Source organism: Rathayibacter sp. AY1A4 (assembly GCF_002930955.1).
Taxonomy (GTDB): domain Bacteria; phylum Actinomycetota; class Actinomycetes; order Actinomycetales; family Microbacteriaceae; genus Rathayibacter.
Genome location: NZ_PSTN01000001.1, coordinates 87,388 through 105,676, shown reverse-complemented (window position 1 = coordinate 105,676; position 18,289 = coordinate 87,388). Strand labels below are relative to the sequence as shown.

Genomic DNA, 18,289 nt, shown 5'->3' with positions numbered 1-18,289 from the left:
GACAGCCTAGGACGGGCGGGCGAGGGCTCCGGCTCCACCCCGGGGGTACTCCCGATCCGTCCGTGTATCCTCGCACCCGTGCTCGAGACCCCCGCCCCGGCTCCGAACGGGATCCTCCTGCTGGACAAGCCCGGCGGCATCACCAGCCACGACCTCGTCTCGCGGACCCGCCGCCGCGCGGGGACCCGCAAGGTCGGCCACGCGGGGACGCTCGATCCGATGGCGACCGGGCTGATGATCCTCGGTCTCGGCCCCTCGACGCGCCTGCTCACCTACCTCGTCGGCCTCGACAAGCAGTACGAGGCGACGATCCGGCTGGGCTCCTCCACCACCACCGACGACCAGGAGGGCGAGGTGCTCGCCTCGGCGGAGCCCGCCCTCGTCGCGGCCCTCGCCCCGGAGTCGGTGTCCGACGCGATCGCGGCCCTCACCGGAGCGATCGAGCAGGTCCCGAGCACGGTCAGCGCGATCAAGGTCGACGGCCGCCGCGCCTACGCCCGCGCCCGCGACGGCGAGGAGGTCGTGCTCGCCTCCCGCCCCGTGACCGTCTCGGAGTTCGCCGTCCTGGCGAGCCGCCCGGTCGAGGGGTTCCTCGACCTGGACGTGCGCGTCACCTGCTCCTCCGGCACCTACATCCGCGCGCTCGCCCGCGACCTGGGCGCGTCCCTCGGAGTCGGCGGCCACCTGACCGCGCTGCGGCGCACCGCGGTCGGCCCCTTCTCCGTGGCCCAGGCCGGCGAGATCGACGAGCTCGACGTCCCCGCCGCGCTCCTGCCGCCGACGCTCGTGGCGGGCGAGCTGTTCCCCCTGCTGCGCCTCGACGCCCAGGAGGCGGGCGATCTCGCGAACGGCAAGCGCATCCCGGCCCCGGAGGCGGTGGCGGGCGCGAAGGGCCTCCTCGCCGCGGTCGGCCCGGGGGAGCGGCTGATCGGCCTCGCCGAGCGGCGCGGCACCCAGCTCAAGAGCGTCGTCAACTTCCCGACCGAGGACCTGCGGACGGCCGCCTCGTGATCGAGTGGTTCACGATCCTCCAGGTGGGGATCGCCGTCGCGGCCGGCCTGCTCTGCCTCGTGCTCGGGCTGCTCGCCCGCCGTCCCTCGGACGTCTCGGTCGGCGCGACGGCGATCGTCGAGCTGCTGCTGATCGTCCAGCTGGCGGTCGCGATCGTGTCGCCGCTGGTCGGCAACCGCCCGTCGGGGAGCCTGCCGGAGTACTACATCTACCTGATCTCGGCGCTGCTCCTGCCGCTCGCGGCCGGGTTCTGGGCGCTCATCGAGCGGAGCCGCTGGAGCACCGTGATCCTGGGCGTCGCCTGCCTCTCGATCGCGGTCATGGTCTACCGGATGCACCAGATCTGGTTCTTCCAGAGCGCCTGATCGGGCCCGCCACCGGGCCCGGCCCGGCGAGCGCCTAGCATGGACGTGCGATGTCGAAACCAGCCAGCGATGCGTCCGGACGGGCCGCTCACGACCCCTCAGTCCCCTCGGCCCCCGGGAGCGGAGAGCCGACCCGTTCCGCCCGCTCGCGCGGGATCGGCAGCCTCCTGGTCGTGGTCTACGGGATCCTCGCGCTCGCCGCGACGGGGCGCTCCGTCTTCCAGGTCATCGACCGGTTCGACGAGGCGCCGCTGGCGTTCTCGCTCTCCGCGCTCTCGGCCGTCGTGTACATCGTCGCGACGGTCGCCCTGATCGTCCCGGGCCGCGCCTGGCAGCGCGTCGCGTGGGTGACGATCACCTTCGAGCTGGTGGGCGTGCTCGTGGTCGGTGCGCTCAGCCTCCTCGCTCCGCGGCTCCTCGGGCTCACGAGCGCCGACCCGTTCGGGCGCCAGTCGACGGTGTGGGCGGCCTTCGGCGCCGGCTACCTGCTCATCCCGCTCGTCCTGCCCGTGCTCGGCCTCTGGTGGCTCCGCGTGCAGGGGCGGCGCGCGCCCCGGGCGGCCGCCTGATGCGCGTCGAGACCCGCCCCGGCGACCTGGCCGGGATCGGACCCTCCGCCGTCACGATCGGCAAGTTCGACGGCGTCCACTCCGGGCACCGGGCCGTCATCGGCCGGCTGCACGAGCGGGCCCGCGAGCAGGGGCTCGCCGCCGTCGTCGTCACCTTCGACCGCAATCCGCTCAGCGTGATCGCGCCGGAGAAGTGCCCGCCCGTCCTGGTCGGCAACGAGCAGAAGCTCGAGCTCCTCGCCGGGACCGGCGTGGACGCGACGCTGCTGCTCACCTTCGACGAGGCGTTCCGGGCGCTCTCGCCCGAGCAGTTCGTCGAGCAGGTGCTGGTGGAGGCGCTCGAGGCCCGCGTGGTCCTCGTCGGCTCCGACTTCCGCTTCGGCGCCCGGGGAGCGGGCGACGTCGACCTGCTGCGCGTGCTCGGCGGGCAGCACGCATTCGAGGTGGAGCTGATCGACGACGTGCGGCCCGAGGACGGGCGCCGCGTCTCCTCCACCTGGATCCGCGAGCTGCTGGCCGAGGGCGATGTGGAGCACGCGACGCGCCTGCTCGGGCACGAGCCCGTCGTCCGCGGCGTGGTCGTGCACGGAGCGAAGCGCGGCCGCGAGCTGGGCTTCCCGACCGCGAACCTCTCGCCGGAGTCGCAGGGCCTGATCCCGGCCGACGGCGTCTACGCGGGCCGGCTCACCACCGACGGCGTCACGCATCCCGCCGCGATCTCGGTCGGCAGCAACCCGACCTTCGTCGGAGTGCCGCCCAAGCAGGTCGAGGCGTACGTGCTCGATCAGACGCTCGACACCCTCGACCTCTACGACCGCGTGGTCGACGTGGCGTTCGTCGGCCGGATCCGCGGCCAGGTCGCCTACGAGGGCGTCGAGCCCCTCATCCGCCAGATGAACCACGACGTGGTGCAGGTCCGCGAGGTCCTCGGCATCGACTGAGCGGGATGCCGGGCGCCGCCTAGCAGGGGCCGCGGGCCCGCACCAGCGGGAGAGGTCCCGGGGCCATCGGCGTACCGTGGCCGCATGAGCGAAACCCCCTCCGACTCGGCGCGCCCCCTCGCGCTCGTCACCGGCGCGACCGGCTACATCGGCGGCCGGCTGACGCCGCGCCTCCTCGAGGCGGGCTTCCGGGTGCGCGTCCTGGTGCGCGACCCGCGCAAGCTGGTCGACGTGCCGTGGGCGGAGGAGGTCGAGGTCGCCCAGGGCGATCTCGGCGATCCGGAGTCGCTGGAGGCCGCGGTCGAGGGCGTCGACGTCCTCTACTACCTCGTCCACTCGATGGGCTCGGGCAACGACCACGCCCACTTCGAGGAGGTCGAGAGCCGCGCCGCGCACAACGTCGCCACGGCCGCGGAGTCGGCCGGCGTCGGCCGCATCGTCTACCTCGGCGGCCTGCACCCCGAGGGCCAGGAGCTCTCGAAGCACCTCCGCTCGCGCGCTGAGGTGGGCCGGATCCTGATGGAGTCGGGAGTGCCGACGATCGCCCTGCAGGCGGGCGTGATCATCGGCTCCGGGTCGACCTCGTTCGAGATGGTGCGCCACCTCACCGACGTGCTGCCGTACATGCCCGCGCCGCAGTGGGTGCGCAACTTCATCCAGCCGATCGCCGTGCGCGACGTGCTGCACTACCTGATCGGCTCCGCGTCGCTCGAGGACGCCACGCTCAACCGCACCTTCGACATCGGCGGGCCCGACGTGCTCCGCTACGGCCAGATGATGAACGGCTACGCGGTCGAGGCCGGGCTCCCGCAGCGGCCGATCGCGTCCCTGCCGGTGTTCACCCCGTGGCTGGCCTCGCAGTGGGTCAACCTGGTCACGCCGATCCCGCGCTCGCTCGCGGTGCCCATCATCGCCTCGCTGCAGTACGACTGCGTCGTGCACGAGCAGGACATCCGCGCGCTCATCCCCGACCCCGAGGGCGGGCTGACCTCCTACCGCCGCGCCGTCCGGCTCGCGCTGGGAAAGATGCAGGCGGGCGAGATCGAGACGAGCTGGCAGAACGCGGAGGTCGTCGGCGCTCCCAGCGATCCGCTGCCGAGCGACCCGGAGTGGGCCGGCCACACGGTCTACGTGGACCTCAAGGAGCGCCGCACCCAGGCCGACCCGGCCAAGCTCTGGCGCGTCATCGAGGGCATCGGCGGCACCAACGGCTGGTACTCCTTCCCGCTCGCATGGGTGATCCGCGGCTGGATGGACCGCCTCGTCGGGGGAGTGGGCCTGCAGCGCGGGCGCCGCGACTCCGCGCGCCTGCACGCCGGCGACGCCCTCGACTTCTGGCGCGTCGAGGAGATCGAGCGGCCGAAGCTCCTGCGCCTGCGCGCCGAGATGAAGGTGCCCGGCGGGGCCTGGCTCGAGATGCGCGCCGAGCCCTCCGGAGACGGCGGCTCGGTCTACACGCAGCGCGCGGTGTTCTTCCCGCAGGGCCTCGCGGGCAGGCTCTACTGGTTCGCGATCCTGCCCTTCCACGGCATCATCTTCAACGGCATGGCCAACCGCATCACGGCCACCGCGGCCGACCTGCCGGACTCCGGCGACGAGCGCTCCCCTGGCGGGCGCCGGGTGCAGCGGTGACAATGGAGGGGTCCGGCGGCGGCGAGGCCGCCCGGGACGCCGACGAGAGGAGCACGATGAGCGAACGGTCGAGTACGGACGCGGGGCGCGGACTCCAGCTGGGGAAGGTCCTCTTCATCGGGGACAGCATCATCCAGGCGGGAGCCTGGGGCGAGTGGCTGACGGAGTCGACGGTCGTCGACGAGGGAGTCGGAGGGGCCACCACGGCGGACGTCGTCGCGCGGCTCGCCGAGCTGGTCGCGCAGGAGCCGGACACGGTGGTGCTGCTGATCGGCACCAACGACCTCGCCTGGCACCGCACGACGGAGCACGTCGTGCGCAACATCGAGACGATCGTTGCGACGTTCCGGCGCGACCTCCCGGACGTGCGCATCCTGGTGACCTCGGTCCTGCCGCGCGGACACGAGTTCGCGCCGCAGATCCGCGAGATCAACCGCCACCTGTGGCAGTTCGCGCCCACGGCGCACGCGGGCTACCTCGACCTGTGGCCGGTGCTCGCGGGCGAGGACGGCGGGCTGCTCGAGCAGTACTCGCCGGACGGCCTGCACCTCAACGAGGACGGCTACCGCGCGTGGCGCGAGGCACTGGGCCCGGCGCTCGAGGCGGTCGTGCGGATGCCTCCGCGGACCCGCCCGATCACGCTGCCCTACGACGAGTTCGCGCGGCCGAAGACGGCCTAGCGCAGCACCGGGGAGGGGGAGTCGACCGCAGGGTCGGCCCCCCTTCCGTCATTCCGCGGCCAGTGCGGCCTCGAAGGCCGCGAGGGCGTCCGCGGAGAAGAGGACGAACCGGACCTCGTCGAGTGCGCCGTCCGCGGTCGCCTCGCGGACCGTCTCCACCGCGATGCGCGCCGCGTCGTCCATCGGCCAGCCGTAGACGCCCGCCGAGACGGCCGGGAAGGCGAGCGTCCGCGCACCGAGACCGACTGCGGTGCGCACCGACTCGCGGTAGGCCGAGGCGAGGACGGCGCTGCGGTCCTCCGACCGCGAGTGGACGGGACCGACGGTGTGCACGACCCAGCGGGCGGGGAGGCGCCCGGCGGTCGTGGCGACCGCGGAGCCGGCGGGCAGGCCGTCCGGCAGCTCGGTCCCGCGGAGCCGGCGGCACTCGGCGAGGATCTCCGCTCCGCCCGCGCGGTGGATCGCGCCGTCGACGCCGCCGCCGCCGAGGAGCGACGAGTTCGCCGCGTTCACGATCGCGTCGACGTGCTCGCGGGTGAGGTCGCCGCGCACGGCTCTCAGGGTGGTCACGACTCCTCCTCCAGGTTTCGTCCGAGGGCAGCGATCGCCGCAGGTCCCACGCGGCAGCAGCCGCCGATCAGATCCGCTCCCGCCGCACGCCAGGAGGCGACCAGCACGGGGTCGAAGGCCGCGTCGCCTGCCCAGCGACGCTCGACGGCGTCCCACTCCTCGCCGCTGTTCGGGTACACGACGACCAGCTTGCCGGTGACGGAGCGGGCGATGCGGACCGCCTCGGCGACGTCGCCGGGCGGGCAGCAGTTCACTCCCACGCCGACGACCTCCTCGGAGGCGGCGGCGACGGCGAACGCCTCGGCCAGGGGCTCGCCGGCCGCGGTGCGGCCCGAACGGCCGCTCACGCAGATCCAGGCGGGGACCGAGGAGCCCGCGAGGGCCTCCACGACGGCCCGCACCTCCCGCACCGACGGGATGGTCTCGACGGCGAGCAGGTCGGGCCCGGCCGCGGCCAGGGTCTCCAGTCGCGGGCGGTGCCAGGCGGCGAGCTCGCCGACGGTGAGGCCGTCGTCGCCGCGGTACTCGGAGCCGTCGCCGAGGCTAGCGCCGTAAGGGCCGACAGCGGCGGCGACCCAGCCGCTCTGCGCGCGCCGGGCCAGGTCGACGCTCTCCCGGAGGGCGCGCTCGGCGAGGCCCGGGGCCAGGCCCGCGGCCGCGAATCCGCTCGCGGACACCTGGTAGCTCGCGGTCACCGCGACCCGGGCGCCCGCCTCGGCGAAGGCGCGGTGCGCGTCGACGACCCGGCCGGGCTCCTCCAGCAGGACCCGGGCGCTCCAGAGCGAGGAGTCCACCGCGGCGCCCTGCGCCTCCAGCTCCGTGCCCAGGCCCCCGTCGAGCAGCAGCGGGCGCACCCGCGCCGCGGCGACGAGGCCGGCGGTCACGAGCGGTTGTTGGAGAGCTCGAAGATCTTCACGAGCTCGGCGATCGCCGCCTCGCGGGCGTCTCCGCCCTCCTCGAACATCGCGGTGATGTGCGTGCGGAGGTGGTTCTCGACGATGAGCTTGTTGAGCGAGCCGAGCGACTTCTGGATCGCGAGGGACTGCGTGACGATGTCGACGCAGTAGTCCTCGTTCTCGATCATCCGCTCGAGGCCGCGCATCTGGCCGCCCAGGATCCGGGCACGGTGCAGCGAGCGCTTCTTGAGGTCCTCGATCACTCCTCCAGCCTACGCGCCGCAGGCGGTACCCGGGCGGGGTATGCGCGCCTACGATCGAGGGGTGAGCACCCGCAAGCCGTCCCGCGCGACCGCCGCCCGCTACCCCTCGCGCGACCGCGCCCGCATGGCGCTCGCGCCCGGGATCCTCGGCGCGATCGTGCTGCTGGCCGGGCTCGCCCTCGTCGGCTCCGACGCCTACGACTTCATCCGCTACCCGGTCGCGATCCTCGCGGCGGTCATCGGCTGGTTCGCGATCCAGGCGCGCGCACTCCTCTGGCTGATCGGGCTCGTCCCCGTGCTCGTGCTGTGGAACCCGGTGCTGCCGTTCGCCTTCCCGGACGCGATCTGGTCCTCGCTGAGCCTCGCCGCGGTCGGCGTCTTCGTGGCGGCGGGCCTCGTCATCCGCGTCCCGACTCCGGAATGACGACGAGCGCGACCGTCCGCGCGGCGGAGCGCCGACCGGACCGCCCCGAGGAGTAGACTGGCGGCGCACCCGCACGCCGGGGATGCTGCGACCGGGTCCCAGACCCGTTGCTCGGAGCTCCCGACGGCCACCGGATGCACCGACGCCCGACGCCTCTCCGGAGGCGATCCGGCGGATGCACGGCGACGGCAGTGCGCGGGAACCCCTCCTCCGCCCCCCGTCACACATCGAGGAGGAGCATGGCTCGCAGCGGCCAGCGTCAGTCCGGTCAGACGCGACGAGCGTCGAACGCCGCCGGGAGCCGACCCCGATCGCGCTCGCGCGGCGTGGACAACGCGGGGATCATCCCGATCCTCGCCCGCCGCGTCCGCGAGGTGGAGGCGAAGGCCCAGACCGGCAAGGTCGGGCCGACCAACCGGACGAAGTTCCTGGTGATCGCCCTCCTGATGCGCGAGGAGCGCAAGCGGGTCAAGGTCGATCCCTCGCTCAGCGACGCGCAGCGCGCCGAGGAGATGAAGCGCCTCGACGGCATCGCCACGATCCTGGCCAAGACGGCCGCCCGCGACACCAGCCTGATCGCGCTGCTCGAATCGGAGGCCGGCGTCACGGCGGCCGCGCAGAAGCTCCGCCGCGACTGGCTGCTCGAGGCGGGCGCGGAGCTCAGCCCCGACGAGCTGCTGATCGTGACCGAGCCGGAGCCCAAGCCCGAGGTGCCGGTCAACCAGGTCGTGCCGCAGTCGGTGCGCGCCCGCCAGCTGGCGAACCCCTTCCTCCCGCCGGACTTCTCGATCGCCGAGGCCTCGGCTCCGGCGCCGCGCCGCAGGCTCGACGACTGGGAGCTGCTCGGGCCGCTCTTCAAGGCGTTCGAGTACGGAGCGGGCGGACGGGCCGCGAGCATGGAGCTCCCGGAGCCGCCGAAGCTCGACCGGGTCTCGCCGCGCGGCCGCGAGCTGATGCCGCACCAGGCGCGCTTCATCGAGAGCGCCCGCGAGGGGCACCGCAGCTTCCTGCTCGCCGACGAGCCGGGTCTGGGCAAGACCGCGCAGAGCCTCCTCGCCGCCTCGGTGGTCGGGGCGTACCCGCTGCTCGCGGTGGTGCCGAACGTGGTCAAGATGAACTGGGCGCGCGAGGTGGAGCACTGGACGCCGCAGCGGCGCGCCACGGTGATCCACGGAGACGGCGGCACGCTCGACGCGTTCGCCGACGTGGTCATCGTCAACTACGACATCCTCGACCGGCACATCGGCTGGCTCGGGAGCCTGGGCTTCCGCGGCATGGTCGTCGACGAGGCGCACTTCATCAAGAACCTCCGCTCGCAGCGCTCGCAGAGCGTGCTCGCGCTGGCGTCGAGGATCCGCGAGACCACTCCGGGGCACGATCCGCTGATGATCGCGCTGACCGGCACCCCGCTGATCAACGACGTCGACGACTTCCGCGCCATCTGGCGCTTCCTCGGCTGGATCGACGAGACCAAGCCGGGACCGGAGCTGATGGGCCGCCTCGAGGAGACGGGCCTCACCCCCGCCGACACGGGCTTCTACCCGGAGGCGCGCGAGGCCGTGATCGACCTCGGCATCGTCCGGCGCAAGAAGATCGACGTCGCCGCCGACCTGCCGTCGAAGCGGATCGTCGATCTGCCCGTCGAGCTGGACGACGACCTCGGCCGCTCCATCCAGAAGGCCGAGCGCGAGCTCGGCGCCCGCATGCTGCAGCGCTTCAGGGCGGTCACCTCCTCGATCACGCACGAGCTCGACGACGACGAGCGCGAGCGGTTCATCCGCATCGTGGCGCAGAGCGAGCTCGAGGAGTCGAAGTCGGCCAAGACCGGCGAGAACGTCTTCACCATGGTGCGCCGGATCGGCCAGGCCAAGGCGGCGCTGGCCGCCGACTACGCCTCGCAGCTGGCCCGCTCGGTGGGCAAGGTCGTCTTCTTCGCGAAGCACATCGACGTGATGGACCAGGCGGAGGACACCTTCGAGAAGCGCGAGCTGACGTCCGTCTCCATCCGCGGCGACCAGACCGCGGCGTTCCGCCAGACGCAGATCGACGCCTTCAACGAGGACCCGGACGTCTCTGTCGCCGTCTGCTCGCTCACCGCGGCGGGAGTCGGCGTGAACCTGCAGGCGTCGTCCAACGTGGTGCTCGCCGAGCTGTCGTGGACCTCGGCCGAGCAGACGCAGGCGATCGACCGCGTGCACCGCATCGGCCAGGAGGAGCCGGTGACGGCGTGGAGGATCATCGCGGCGCACACGATCGACGCGAAGATCGCGGAGCTCATCGACGCCAAGGCCGGTCTCGCCGCCAGGGCGCTCGACGGCGCGGACGCCGAGACGGCCTCGGCCGACACGGTGCAGCTGGACGCCCTCATGCACGTCCTGCGCGAGGCAATCGGCTGAGCGCACCCGGCCGGGCCGGCTGAGAGCTCAGCCGGTCCGGGCGAGCGGTGCGGCGAAGAAGTCCTTCTCGAACGAACTCGACCGCAGGAAAGCGTCCCTCATCGCGGCGCGCTCCCTCGGTGAGGCGTCGCGGGCGGCCTGCTCCGTGAACTCGATCGCCCGCTCGGTGGCCGTCGCGAAGACCGGGTCGCCGTACGTGAGCAGCCAGTCCGCGTAGGGGTGCTCGGGGTGCCCGGAGGCGGCGAGGCGCGACCCGACGTCGGCGTAGAGCCAGAAGCAGGGGAGCAGGGCGGCGACGATCTCGCCGTAGCCGCCCCGCGCGGCGATCGCGAGCAGGTGGTCGGTGTAGCCGCGGGTCACGGGCGCGGGAGTCGCGGCCCTGGTCCCGAGCCGGTCGCGGTGCAGCTGCGCCTCCGCCGCGAGGGCGGACGCCGAGCCCTCGGCCCAGAAGACCTGCTCGGCGGTGGTCGGCGCGCGCTGCGCCGCCACGGCCAGGACGCGGGCGTACTCGGTGAGGTAGAGAGCGTCCTGCTCGAGGTACCACTCGAAGTCCTCCCGCCCGAGGGAGCCGTCGCCGAGGGCCCGCACGAACGGGAGCGCGTCGATCTCGTCGCGGAGGGTCCGCGTCCGCTCCCAGACGTCCGCGCAGAACGCCGGAGGACGTTGCCGGTGGAAGTGGTCGATCGGGCCGTTGCCGGTGCCGACCTCGAGAGCGTCGGCGGCGCGCAGGGCGCCGGTCAGCCACTCCTTGGCCTCCGTCAGCGCCTCGACCAGGGCGTCGGAGGAGGTGTCGCGCCCGGCCAGGAGCGTCGCCATCGCGGACGAGAGCGAGCACCCGGTGCCGTGCGTGTTCGAGGTGGCGACGCGCTCGCCGGGGACCTCGCGCACGAGGCCGTCGGGGGTGACGATCGCGTCCGGGGTGGCGGGGCCGTCGAGGTGGCCGCCCTTCACCAGCACGGCGGCGTCGAGGGCGCGGGCGAGCATCGCCCCCTGCGCGAGCGCGGCCGGCCAGTCGGAGGCGGTCGGCTCTCCGGCCAGCACGCCCAGCTCGGGGAGGTTCGGCGTAATCAGGTCGGCGCGGCGGAGCAGGTCGCGCACGGCGTCCTCCGCCTCGGGAGCGAGCAGCCGGTGACCGCTGGTCGCGACCATCACCGGATCCACGACCACGACGGGCGGGCGGACCTCATCGAGCCACTCGGCGACGACTCCGGCGTACTCGGCCGTGGCGAGCATCCCGATCTTCACCGCGTCGATCGTGACGTCGTCGCTCACCGCGTCGAGCTGCTCGCGGAGGAACGCGGCGGGCGGCAGGTACACGGAGCGGACCCCGTGCGTGTTCTGCGCGACGAGCGCGGTGACGACCGCCATGCCGTAGCCGCCGAGCGCGCCGATCGACTTGAGGTCGGCCTGGACGCCGGCACCGCCGGTCGGATCGGTGCCGGCGATGCTGAGGACACGGGGGACGCGGGCGCCGGCGGTCACCGGTCCCACTCCGCTCGGATCAGGCGGGCGGCCGCCGCGGGGTCGGCGGCCGTGCAGAGCGCGGACACGACCGCGAGCCCGGCCGCACCGGCGAGGCGGAGTGGCCCCGCGTCCGCGGCTCCGACTCCGCCGATGGCGACGCAGGGCAGCGCCGCGGCCGCGGCGAGGGCGGCGAACCCGTCGACACCGAGGGGAGCGGGATGGTCGGGCTTGGTCGCGGTGGGCCGGATGACGCCGACGCCGAGGTAGTCGACCGTCCCCGCGGGCAGGGCGCGGACGGCGGCGAGGTGCTCGGGGGTGTTCGCGGTGAGCCCGATCACCGCGTCGGGTCCGAGCAGCGAGCGTGCGGCGGTGACGGGGAGGTCGGACTGCCCGAGGTGGACGCCGTGGACGCGGGCGCCCGCGAGGCGGGCGGCGAGGGCGACGTCGACGCGGTCGTCGACCAGCAGGGTCGTGCGCTCGTCGAGGACGGCGGCGACGGCCCGGGTCAGGGCGACGAGCTCGGCGGCGGGGGCGTCGTGATCGCGGATCTGCACGGTCGTGACTCCGCCCCGGACGGCGGCGGCGACCACCGCGGGCACGCCGCGCTGGCCGCACTGGGCGGTGTCCGTGACGAGGTAGAGCGAGAGGTCGAGGCTCATGCGATCCGCGCCCCGGCCTCGGCGTCGGCCGGCTGGAGGGCAGCGAGGGCGTCGATGAGGCCGACGGCGAAGGATCCGGGACCGCTGCTCGCGGCGGCGGCCCGCTCGGCGGCGAGGCCCCAGACCGCGGAAGCGCTGACGGCCGCGTCGAGCGGGCGGGCGCCCGCGCCGAGGAACGCCGCCATCACGGCGCCGAGCGCGCAGCCGCCGCCGGTCACGCGGGTCAGCAGCGGGTGGCCCCCCGTGACCCGGACGATCCGCTCGCCGTCGGTGACGAGGTCGACCGCTCCCGAGACGGCGACCACGCCTCCGGTGCGGCGGGCGAGGACGCGGGCGGAGTCGAGCGCCTGCTCGGCGGTGTCGACGGCGTCCACGCCGCGGCCGCCCGCACCGGCTCCCGCGAGGGCGAGGATCTCGGAGGCGTTGCCGCGGATGATCGCCGGCCGCGCCTCGAGCAGCTCCACCGCCAGAGCGGTGCGGACGGGCAGCGGGCCCACGGCGACCGGATCGAGCACCCACGGGGTGCCGGCGCGTCCGGCCGCGGCGACCGCCTCGCGAGCACCCTCGCGCTGCTCCGCTCCGGGCGTGCCGAGGTTGACGAGCACCGCGGAGGCGAGGCCCGCGAAGACGCCCGCCTCGCCGGGCAGGTCGCACATCGCCGGGCTGGCGCCGAGGGCCAGAAGGCTGTTGGCGGTGAAGCCGGTGACGACCGCGTTCGTGATGCACTGCACCAGGGGCCCGGCGGCGCGGAGCTCGGCGAGATCGCGACCCACGGACGCCGGGTCGGGCGCCGTGTCGGCGGGGAGGGTCGGGTGGACAGGCGTGCGAATGCTCATTCGCGACATCCCTTCGCTAGTACGAACTAGATCAGGTTCAACGGGTCTTCTCTCAGCCCTGGCGGGCACCCCGTGTCACTGCGCACGACCCTAGCAGCGGGCGCGGGCGCGCTCGCTGCTGCAGTGCGAGAGGAGGGAGCGGGCCGTCGTCGCCCCTTCGCCCGGGAGCGGCCGCTCAGCCGGTGAGGATCGTCGAGTCGCCGCGCGGCCCCACCGCGACGCGGAGGCCGATCGGCAGCCGCTCGCGCATCGCGTCGACGTGGCTGATCAGGCCGATCGTCCGACCGCCCGACCGCAGCTCGTCGAGCGTGCTGAGCGCCGTCTCGAGCGTCTCGGCGTCGAGCGAGCCGAAGCCCTCGTCGATGAACATGGTCTCGAGCGAGATGCCGCCGGACTGCGCCGTCACCACGTCGGCGAGGCCGAGAGCGAGGGCGAGCGAGGCGAGGAACGTCTCGCCGCCGGAGAGCGAGGCGGGCTGCCGGCGGACGCCGGTGAAGGCGTCGAGCACGTCGATCCCGAGGCCGGAGGCGGCGCCGCGGTAGGCGAGCGAGTCGTCGTGGGCGAGTGCGTAGCGGCCGCTGGTCATCGCGTCGAGGCGGAGGTTCGCCGCGGTCACGATCTCCTCCAGGCGTCCGGCGAGGGCGAAGGCCTCGAGGTCCATCCGGCGCGTGTTCTGCCCCCGGCCGGAGACGGTCTCGGCCAGCGCGCGCAGCTCCTCGTGGCGGTGGAGACGCTCACCCAGCACGGCGAGGCGGCCCGCGGCCGTCGCGGCGAGCTCGGCCAGGCGCTCCGAGCGGTGCTCGAGCACGGAGAGGCCGGCTCGCGCCTCGTCGCGACGGGCGGAGGCCTCGCGCGAGCGCTCCTCGGCGGCGGCGAGGTCGACGGCCGTGCCCGGCAGTCCGCGGAGCTCCGGGTCGGACAGCACCGCCTCCGTCGCGCTCCGCCGTCGCTCGTGCTCGGCGACGACGGCCTCGGCCCGTGCCCGGTCCCCGCTGGCGAGCGCGGCCGACTCGGCCTCCTCGGCGGTCGTGAAGCCGCGCTCGGCGAGGACCTCGGCGAGCTCCTCCCGGGCGGCGGCGGCGGCCTCGGACCGCGAGACGGCCGCCTCCTCGGCCTCGACCAGGGCGACGGCACGGCGGCGCTGGGCACTCAGCTGCTCGACCCGCGAGGCGACGCTCGTCGCGCCGTCGCGGAAGGCCTCGACGCGCTCCCGCAGCAGCCGCAGCGCTTCAGCGGCGAGGGCGGACTCGTCGGCGCGGGCGCGGTGCTCCTCGCGAGCGGCGTCCCGTCCGGTCGTGAGAGCGTCGATCCGGGTGCGCAGCCGGGTGCGCTCGCGCCGCAGCTCCTCCATGCGGGCGGCGGCGCGGCGCGCCGAGGCGAGCCGCTCCTCGTGCGCCGGGCGGAGCGACTCCGGATCCGCGTCCTCGCCCACACGCTCCTCGAGCGCCGCGAGAGCCCGAGCCGCGGCTCCCTCGCGCTCGCGGGCGCCGTCGAGGGCGGCGGCGGCGCGCTCCACCGCGACGCGGGCCCGGTCGAGGTCGTCGGTGCCGACCGTCGTCGGGCCGTCGTGCTCGGCCGGGCGGGGGTGCTCGCACGAGCCGCAGACGGGGCAGGGCTCGCCCGGCTCCAGCCGCTCGGCGAGCTCCCCGGCGAACCCGGCGAACCGGCGCGCGATCAGGGCGGCCTGCGCCGCGGCGCGCTCGCCGTGGACGCGCGCCGCGTCGGCGTAGGCCGTGCCGAGCCGCTGCAGACCCGCCGCAGTGAGATCGCGCTCGAGGGCCGCGGCGATCCTCCGCTCGAGCGCGGCGAGCTCGTCGACGCGCGCGGGGACGGCGGCGGCCTCCCCGGCCAGGGACTCCTCCTCGCCGGCGAGCGCGTCGACGCGAGCGGGCAGCTCGCGCAGCTCCGCCTCGATCCCGGCGAGCGCGGTCGCCGCCGCCTGCTCGGCGCGCGCGGACCGCTCGGCGACGCGCTCCGCGTCGGGGAGCCGGCGCTCCTCGGCCAGCGCCTCGGTGAGGGCGCCGAGGACAGCGGCGAGCCGTTCGGCCGTCTCGGCGGTCGGGCCCCCGGACGCGTCCCCGTAGGCGTCGGCCGCGAGGTCGCGCTGCTGCCGGGCGGCCCGCTCCTTCTCGGCGGCTGCCCGGGCGGAGCGGAGCAGCGGCAGCACGCCGTCGGCCCGGCGCGCGCGCTCGATCGCGGCCCGCTGCTGCTCGACGTGCGCCTCGGCGACCACGAGCTCCTCCGCCTCGATGAGGGCGCGCCGGCGCCGCTCCTGGCCCCGGGCGGTGCGCCGGGCCTCGTCGAGAGCGGCGCCCGCGGCCTCGTGCGCCGCGTCGGCCGCGGCGGAGCCGGCCCGGGCCGCCTCGAGCGGAGCGGCGAGCCGCGCCGGCAGCCCGGCGAACCAGGCGGCGTCCGGCAGAGGCGGCTCGGCTCCGTCCTCGAGGAGCCGGACGGCCTCGTCCGCGAGCGCCGTCACGGCCGCGCGCTCCTCCTCGAGCCCGACGGCGCTCGCGTCGCGCTGCTCGAGCAGGCGGCGGCGGAGCAGATCGAAGCGCTCGGTCGCGAAGAGCGTGCGCAGGAGACGCTGCCGGTCGTCGTTCTTCGCGAGCAGGAACTCGTGGAAGCGGTTCTGCGCCAGCAGGATCACCTGGAGGAACTGGTCCTTCGTCAGGCCGACGATCCGGCCGATGTCGGCGCCCACCTCCTTCGCGCTCGACGAGAGCCCGACCCAGGTGCCGTCGACCTGCTCCAGCAGCTCGACCTTCGCCGGCTGGGTCGTGGTGCCGGTGCCGCGCCGTTTCGGCCGCTCGTACTCGGGCGAGCGCCGGACGCGGTAGACGCGCCCCGCCGCCTCGAACTCGAGCTCGGCGAAGGTCTCGTCCTCGGGGCCGCTGTGGTCGCTCCGGAGGCGCGAGGCGGTGCCGTCGAAGCGGGGGACCGAGCCGTAGAGCGCGAACGCGATCGCGTCGAGGATCGTCGACTTGCCCGCTCCGGTGCGCCCGGCGATGAGGTACACGCCCACGTCCTCGAGCCGGTCGAAGTCGACGCACTGCTCGGCGCGGAACGGTCCGAGCCCGGCGAAGGCGAGTCGGCGGATCCTCACCGCAGAGCCTCGGCCTCGACGGCCGCGAGCGCGTCGAGGGTGAGGGCGCGCTCGGTCTCCGTGGCGCCGTGACCGCCGCGGACGTGGGCGAGGAAGTCGTCGACGACCTCCACGTCGCTCCGCCCGCGGATCCGCTCGGCGTACGCGCGCGGCTCGGCCGCGGCGTGCGGGGGCCGGTGCTCGAGCGTGGCGCAGCCGGGGAAGCGCGACTGCAGGCGCGCCATCGCGTCGAGCGGGCGCACGGGATCGGTGAGCACCGCCGAGACCCAGTCGCCCTCCACCTCGGCCAGGGAGGGATCGCGCAGCAGCTGCTGGAGCTCGCCCTCGATCACGCTGAGCCTCCTCGGCACGGGGAGCGGCGACCACTCGACGCCCTCGAGCCCCTCGGGCCCGATCGTCACCAGCCAGGCGCCGCGCGGCTTCGACGCCTCGCCGAACGAGTAGTGCAGCGGCGCTCCGGAGTAGCGCACTCCCGGCAGCAGTTCGGCGCGTCCGTGGATGTGCCCGAGCGCCGCGTAGTCGGCCGCGGCGAAGTGCTCGACCGAGACGTAGTCGAGCCCGCCCGCCGTGATGTCGCGCTCGAGGACCGCGGCCGGGGCTCCGACCGCGAAGCAGTGCGCGAGCACGACCCAGGGACGGCCCGCCGCCTCGGCGGCGGCGCGCACCCGCGCCATCGCGAAGGCGAGCACGTCCTCGTGGCGGCGCAGCTGCTCCTCCGGGTGCCGGTGGCGGTAGAGGGCGGGCTCGAGGAAGGGGATGCCGTGGACGCCGACCTCGAGCCCGGACGCGTCGCGCAGCACGACCGGCTCGGCGTACGCCTCGGGGTCGGTGAGGACGTGGACGCCCGCTCCGCGCAGGAGCCCGGCCTGGAAGCCGAGCCGGGCGGGGGAGTCGTGGTTGCCGCTGGTGAGGACGACCTCGGCGCCGGCCGCGCGGATCGCCTCGAGCGTGCGGGTGAGGAGGGTGTAGTGCTCCGCGGCGGGCACGGCGGAGTCGAAGACGTCGCCGGCGATCAGCACCGCGTCCACGCGCTCGGCCCGCACCGTCTCGACCAGGGCCTCGAGCACGGTCGCGAGCGCCGCCGTCGTGGAGTGCCCGTGGAAGGTGCGGCCGATGTGCCAGTCCGAGGTGTGCAGCAGCTTCACGGTCGTCCTTCCTCTGCGTCGTCCGGGGGAGCGACTCCAGGCTAGTGAGGCCCTCCGACACCGACGGCGCAGCGGACACCTCCCGTTCACCGGGAGGTGCACAATAGGGCGTCGGTCGAGCAGAGGAGATGGTCGTGAAGCTGCCCCGCGTCCCCGCGACGATCCTGGGTCTGGGCTCGCGCACTCGCGCCGCCGCCGAGGACACCGCTCCCATCCAGCGTCTGCGCCCGGACGACGAGCCGGCCCGCACCAGCACGGTCGACAACGCGATCTACCAGGACGGCCGCCGGGTCGTCTCACCCGGCAGCATCCCGGAGGCGCTCGCCGCCCTGCAGAAGCTGCCCGACGCGATGGCGTGGATCGGGCTGTACCGGCCGAACGCGGCCGAGCTCGCCGCGCTCGAGGACGAGTTCTCGATGCACCCGCTCGCCCTCGAGGACGCGATCAGCGCGCACCAGAGGCCCAAGCTCGAGCGGTACGGCAGCGACATGTTCGTGGTGCTGCGCGCCGCCAGCTACTCCGACCAGCGCGAGGAGGTCGACTTCGGCGAGCTCCACCTGTTCGTGGGGTCGAACTTCGTCGTCACGGTCCGCCACTCCGAGAAGCCCGACCTCTCGCTGGTGCGGCGGCGGATGGAGGCCGATCCGGAGCTGCTGCGCGTCGGCCCGGTCGCCGTGCTGTACGCGATCCTCGACGCCGTCGTGGATCAGTACTCGCCCGTCGTTGCCGGTCTCGAGAACGACATCGACGAGATCGAGGCGCAGGTCTTCGAGGGCGACCCGGCGGTGTCCCGCCGCATCTACGAGCTCAGCCAGGAGGTGCTGGACTTCCAGCGTGCGGTCGCTCCGCTGACCGGCATGCTCGGGCGGCTCGTCACCGACTTCGAGGTGTTCCAGTCGGATGTGGAGCTGCGCCGCTACATCCGCGACGTCGCCGACCACGTCGCGCTCGTCACCGAGCGGGTCGACGGCTTCCGCACCACGCTGCGGGAGATCCTGGCGGTGAACGCGACCCTCGTCGCCCAGCGCCAGAACGAGGACATGAAGAAGCTCGCGGAGGTGGGCAACCAGCAGAACGACGAGGTCAAGCGGATCTCCGCCTGGGCGGCCATCTTCTTCGCGCCGACCATGATCTCGAGCATCTACGGCATGAACTTCGACGTGATGCCCGAGCTGCACGTGGCGTGGGGGTACCCGGCGGCGCTCGCGGCGATGCTCGCCTCGAGCGTGGTGCTGCACCGGCTCTTCAAGCGGTGGGGCTGGCTCTGAGCCCGCGTCCCGCGACGTGTCAACACCGTGACGGTCCCGGAGGCTCCGCGTAGCGTCGCTCGCGGGC

The 18,289-nt window shown here is 74.4% G+C and carries 17 protein-coding genes and 1 riboswitch; of the genes, 9 read left to right on the top strand and 8 right to left on the bottom strand.

Going from position 1 to position 18,289, the window contains the following annotated elements:
* Positions 1-78 precede the first annotated feature (78 nt).
* The 6 genes from truB to C5B92_RS00435 all read left to right on the top strand — a co-directional run bounded on the left by truB (position 79) and on the right by C5B92_RS00435 (position 5,198).
* Positions 79-1,011: a tRNA pseudouridine(55) synthase TruB gene (truB, locus tag C5B92_RS00460; RefSeq protein WP_104223057.1), complete on the top strand. Its 933-nt coding sequence runs from the start codon at positions 79-81 to the stop codon at positions 1,009-1,011.
* Positions 1,008-1,376 (top strand): hypothetical protein, encoded by a 369-nt coding sequence (locus C5B92_RS00455; RefSeq protein ID WP_104223058.1) that lies wholly within the window; start codon positions 1,008-1,010, stop codon positions 1,374-1,376. The genes truB and C5B92_RS00455 overlap by 4 nt, the downstream gene beginning before the upstream one ends.
* A gap of 50 nt (positions 1,377-1,426) precedes the next feature.
* Positions 1,427-1,945 carry a hypothetical protein gene (locus C5B92_RS00450; protein WP_258061193.1) on the top strand — a complete coding sequence of 173 codons (519 nt, stop codon included), beginning with the start codon at positions 1,427-1,429 and terminating at the stop codon, positions 1,943-1,945.
* On the top strand, positions 1,945-2,886 hold the full coding sequence (locus C5B92_RS00445) for a bifunctional riboflavin kinase/FAD synthetase (RefSeq protein WP_104350017.1): 942 nt from the start codon (positions 1,945-1,947) through the stop codon (positions 2,884-2,886). The genes C5B92_RS00450 and C5B92_RS00445 overlap by 1 nt, the downstream gene beginning before the upstream one ends.
* Before the next feature lie 84 nt (positions 2,887-2,970).
* Positions 2,971-4,518, top strand: a complete 1,548-nt coding sequence (locus C5B92_RS00440) for an SDR family oxidoreductase (protein WP_104268494.1) — start codon at positions 2,971-2,973, stop codon at positions 4,516-4,518.
* 56 nt (positions 4,519-4,574) lie between these two features.
* Positions 4,575-5,198 (top strand): GDSL-type esterase/lipase family protein, encoded by a 624-nt coding sequence (locus C5B92_RS00435; RefSeq protein WP_104225671.1) that lies wholly within the window; start codon positions 4,575-4,577, stop codon positions 5,196-5,198.
* 48 nt (positions 5,199-5,246) lie between these two features.
* Here C5B92_RS00435 and C5B92_RS00430 read toward each other — a convergent pair whose 3' ends face one another.
* From C5B92_RS00430 to C5B92_RS00420, 3 genes are read right to left on the bottom strand one after another with little or no spacing between them, the layout of a single operon-like run.
* Entirely contained in the window at positions 5,247-5,768 is a 522-nt protein-coding gene (locus C5B92_RS00430; RefSeq protein ID WP_104349969.1) for an O-acetyl-ADP-ribose deacetylase, read from the bottom strand.
* The gene (mmuM, locus tag C5B92_RS00425; RefSeq protein ID WP_104349968.1) at positions 5,765-6,652 is read right to left on the bottom strand and encodes a homocysteine S-methyltransferase; all 888 of its coding nucleotides are present in this window, start codon (positions 6,650-6,652) and stop codon (positions 5,765-5,767) included. Before mmuM ends, C5B92_RS00430 begins: the two co-directional genes overlap by 4 nt.
* Positions 6,649-6,927 carry a metal-sensitive transcriptional regulator gene (locus C5B92_RS00420; RefSeq protein ID WP_104223062.1) on the bottom strand — a complete coding sequence of 93 codons (279 nt, stop codon included), beginning with the start codon at positions 6,925-6,927 and terminating at the stop codon, positions 6,649-6,651. The genes mmuM and C5B92_RS00420 overlap by 4 nt, the downstream gene beginning before the upstream one ends.
* 61 nt (positions 6,928-6,988) lie before the next feature.
* Between C5B92_RS00420 and C5B92_RS00415 the strand changes: the two genes are divergently transcribed.
* A complete protein-coding gene (locus tag C5B92_RS00415) occupies positions 6,989-7,351 on the top strand; it encodes a DUF6804 family protein (protein ID WP_244229446.1) in 363 nt (120 codons plus the stop codon).
* A gap of 239 nt (positions 7,352-7,590) precedes the next feature.
* Positions 7,591-9,747 carry a DEAD/DEAH box helicase gene (locus tag C5B92_RS00410; RefSeq protein ID WP_104225603.1) on the top strand — a complete coding sequence of 719 codons (2,157 nt, stop codon included), beginning with the start codon at positions 7,591-7,593 and terminating at the stop codon, positions 9,745-9,747.
* Between the two features lie 27 nt (positions 9,748-9,774).
* Here C5B92_RS00410 and thiD read toward each other — a convergent pair whose 3' ends face one another.
* From thiD to C5B92_RS00385, 5 genes are all read right to left on the bottom strand, one after another.
* Complete coding sequence (thiD, locus tag C5B92_RS00405) at positions 9,775-11,229, bottom strand: bifunctional hydroxymethylpyrimidine kinase/phosphomethylpyrimidine kinase (RefSeq protein WP_104350016.1); 1,455 nt, start codon at positions 11,227-11,229, stop codon at positions 9,775-9,777.
* Entirely contained in the window at positions 11,226-11,870 is a 645-nt protein-coding gene (gene thiE / locus C5B92_RS00400) for a thiamine phosphate synthase (RefSeq protein ID WP_104268497.1), read from the bottom strand. The genes thiD and thiE overlap by 4 nt, the downstream gene beginning before the upstream one ends.
* Positions 11,867-12,706: a hydroxyethylthiazole kinase gene (gene thiM / locus C5B92_RS00395; RefSeq protein ID WP_104223067.1), complete on the bottom strand. Its 840-nt coding sequence runs from the start codon at positions 12,704-12,706 to the stop codon at positions 11,867-11,869. The genes thiE and thiM overlap by 4 nt, the downstream gene beginning before the upstream one ends.
* Positions 12,698-12,789: riboswitch (TPP riboswitch) on the bottom strand. It overlaps the preceding gene by 9 nt.
* Positions 12,790-12,881: 92 nt before the next feature.
* Complete coding sequence (locus C5B92_RS00390; RefSeq protein ID WP_104255109.1) at positions 12,882-15,809, bottom strand: AAA family ATPase; 2,928 nt, start codon at positions 15,807-15,809, stop codon at positions 12,882-12,884.
* Entirely contained in the window at positions 15,806-16,954 is a 1,149-nt protein-coding gene (locus C5B92_RS00385) for an exonuclease SbcCD subunit D (protein ID WP_104255110.1), read from the bottom strand. Before C5B92_RS00385 ends, C5B92_RS00390 begins: the two co-directional genes overlap by 4 nt.
* Before the next feature lie 128 nt (positions 16,955-17,082).
* Between C5B92_RS00385 and C5B92_RS00380 the strand changes: the two genes are divergently transcribed.
* Positions 17,083-18,222, top strand: coding sequence for a magnesium and cobalt transport protein CorA (locus C5B92_RS00380; protein ID WP_104223070.1), 1,140 nt, complete (start codon positions 17,083-17,085; stop codon positions 18,220-18,222).
* Positions 18,223-18,289 lie beyond the last annotated feature (67 nt).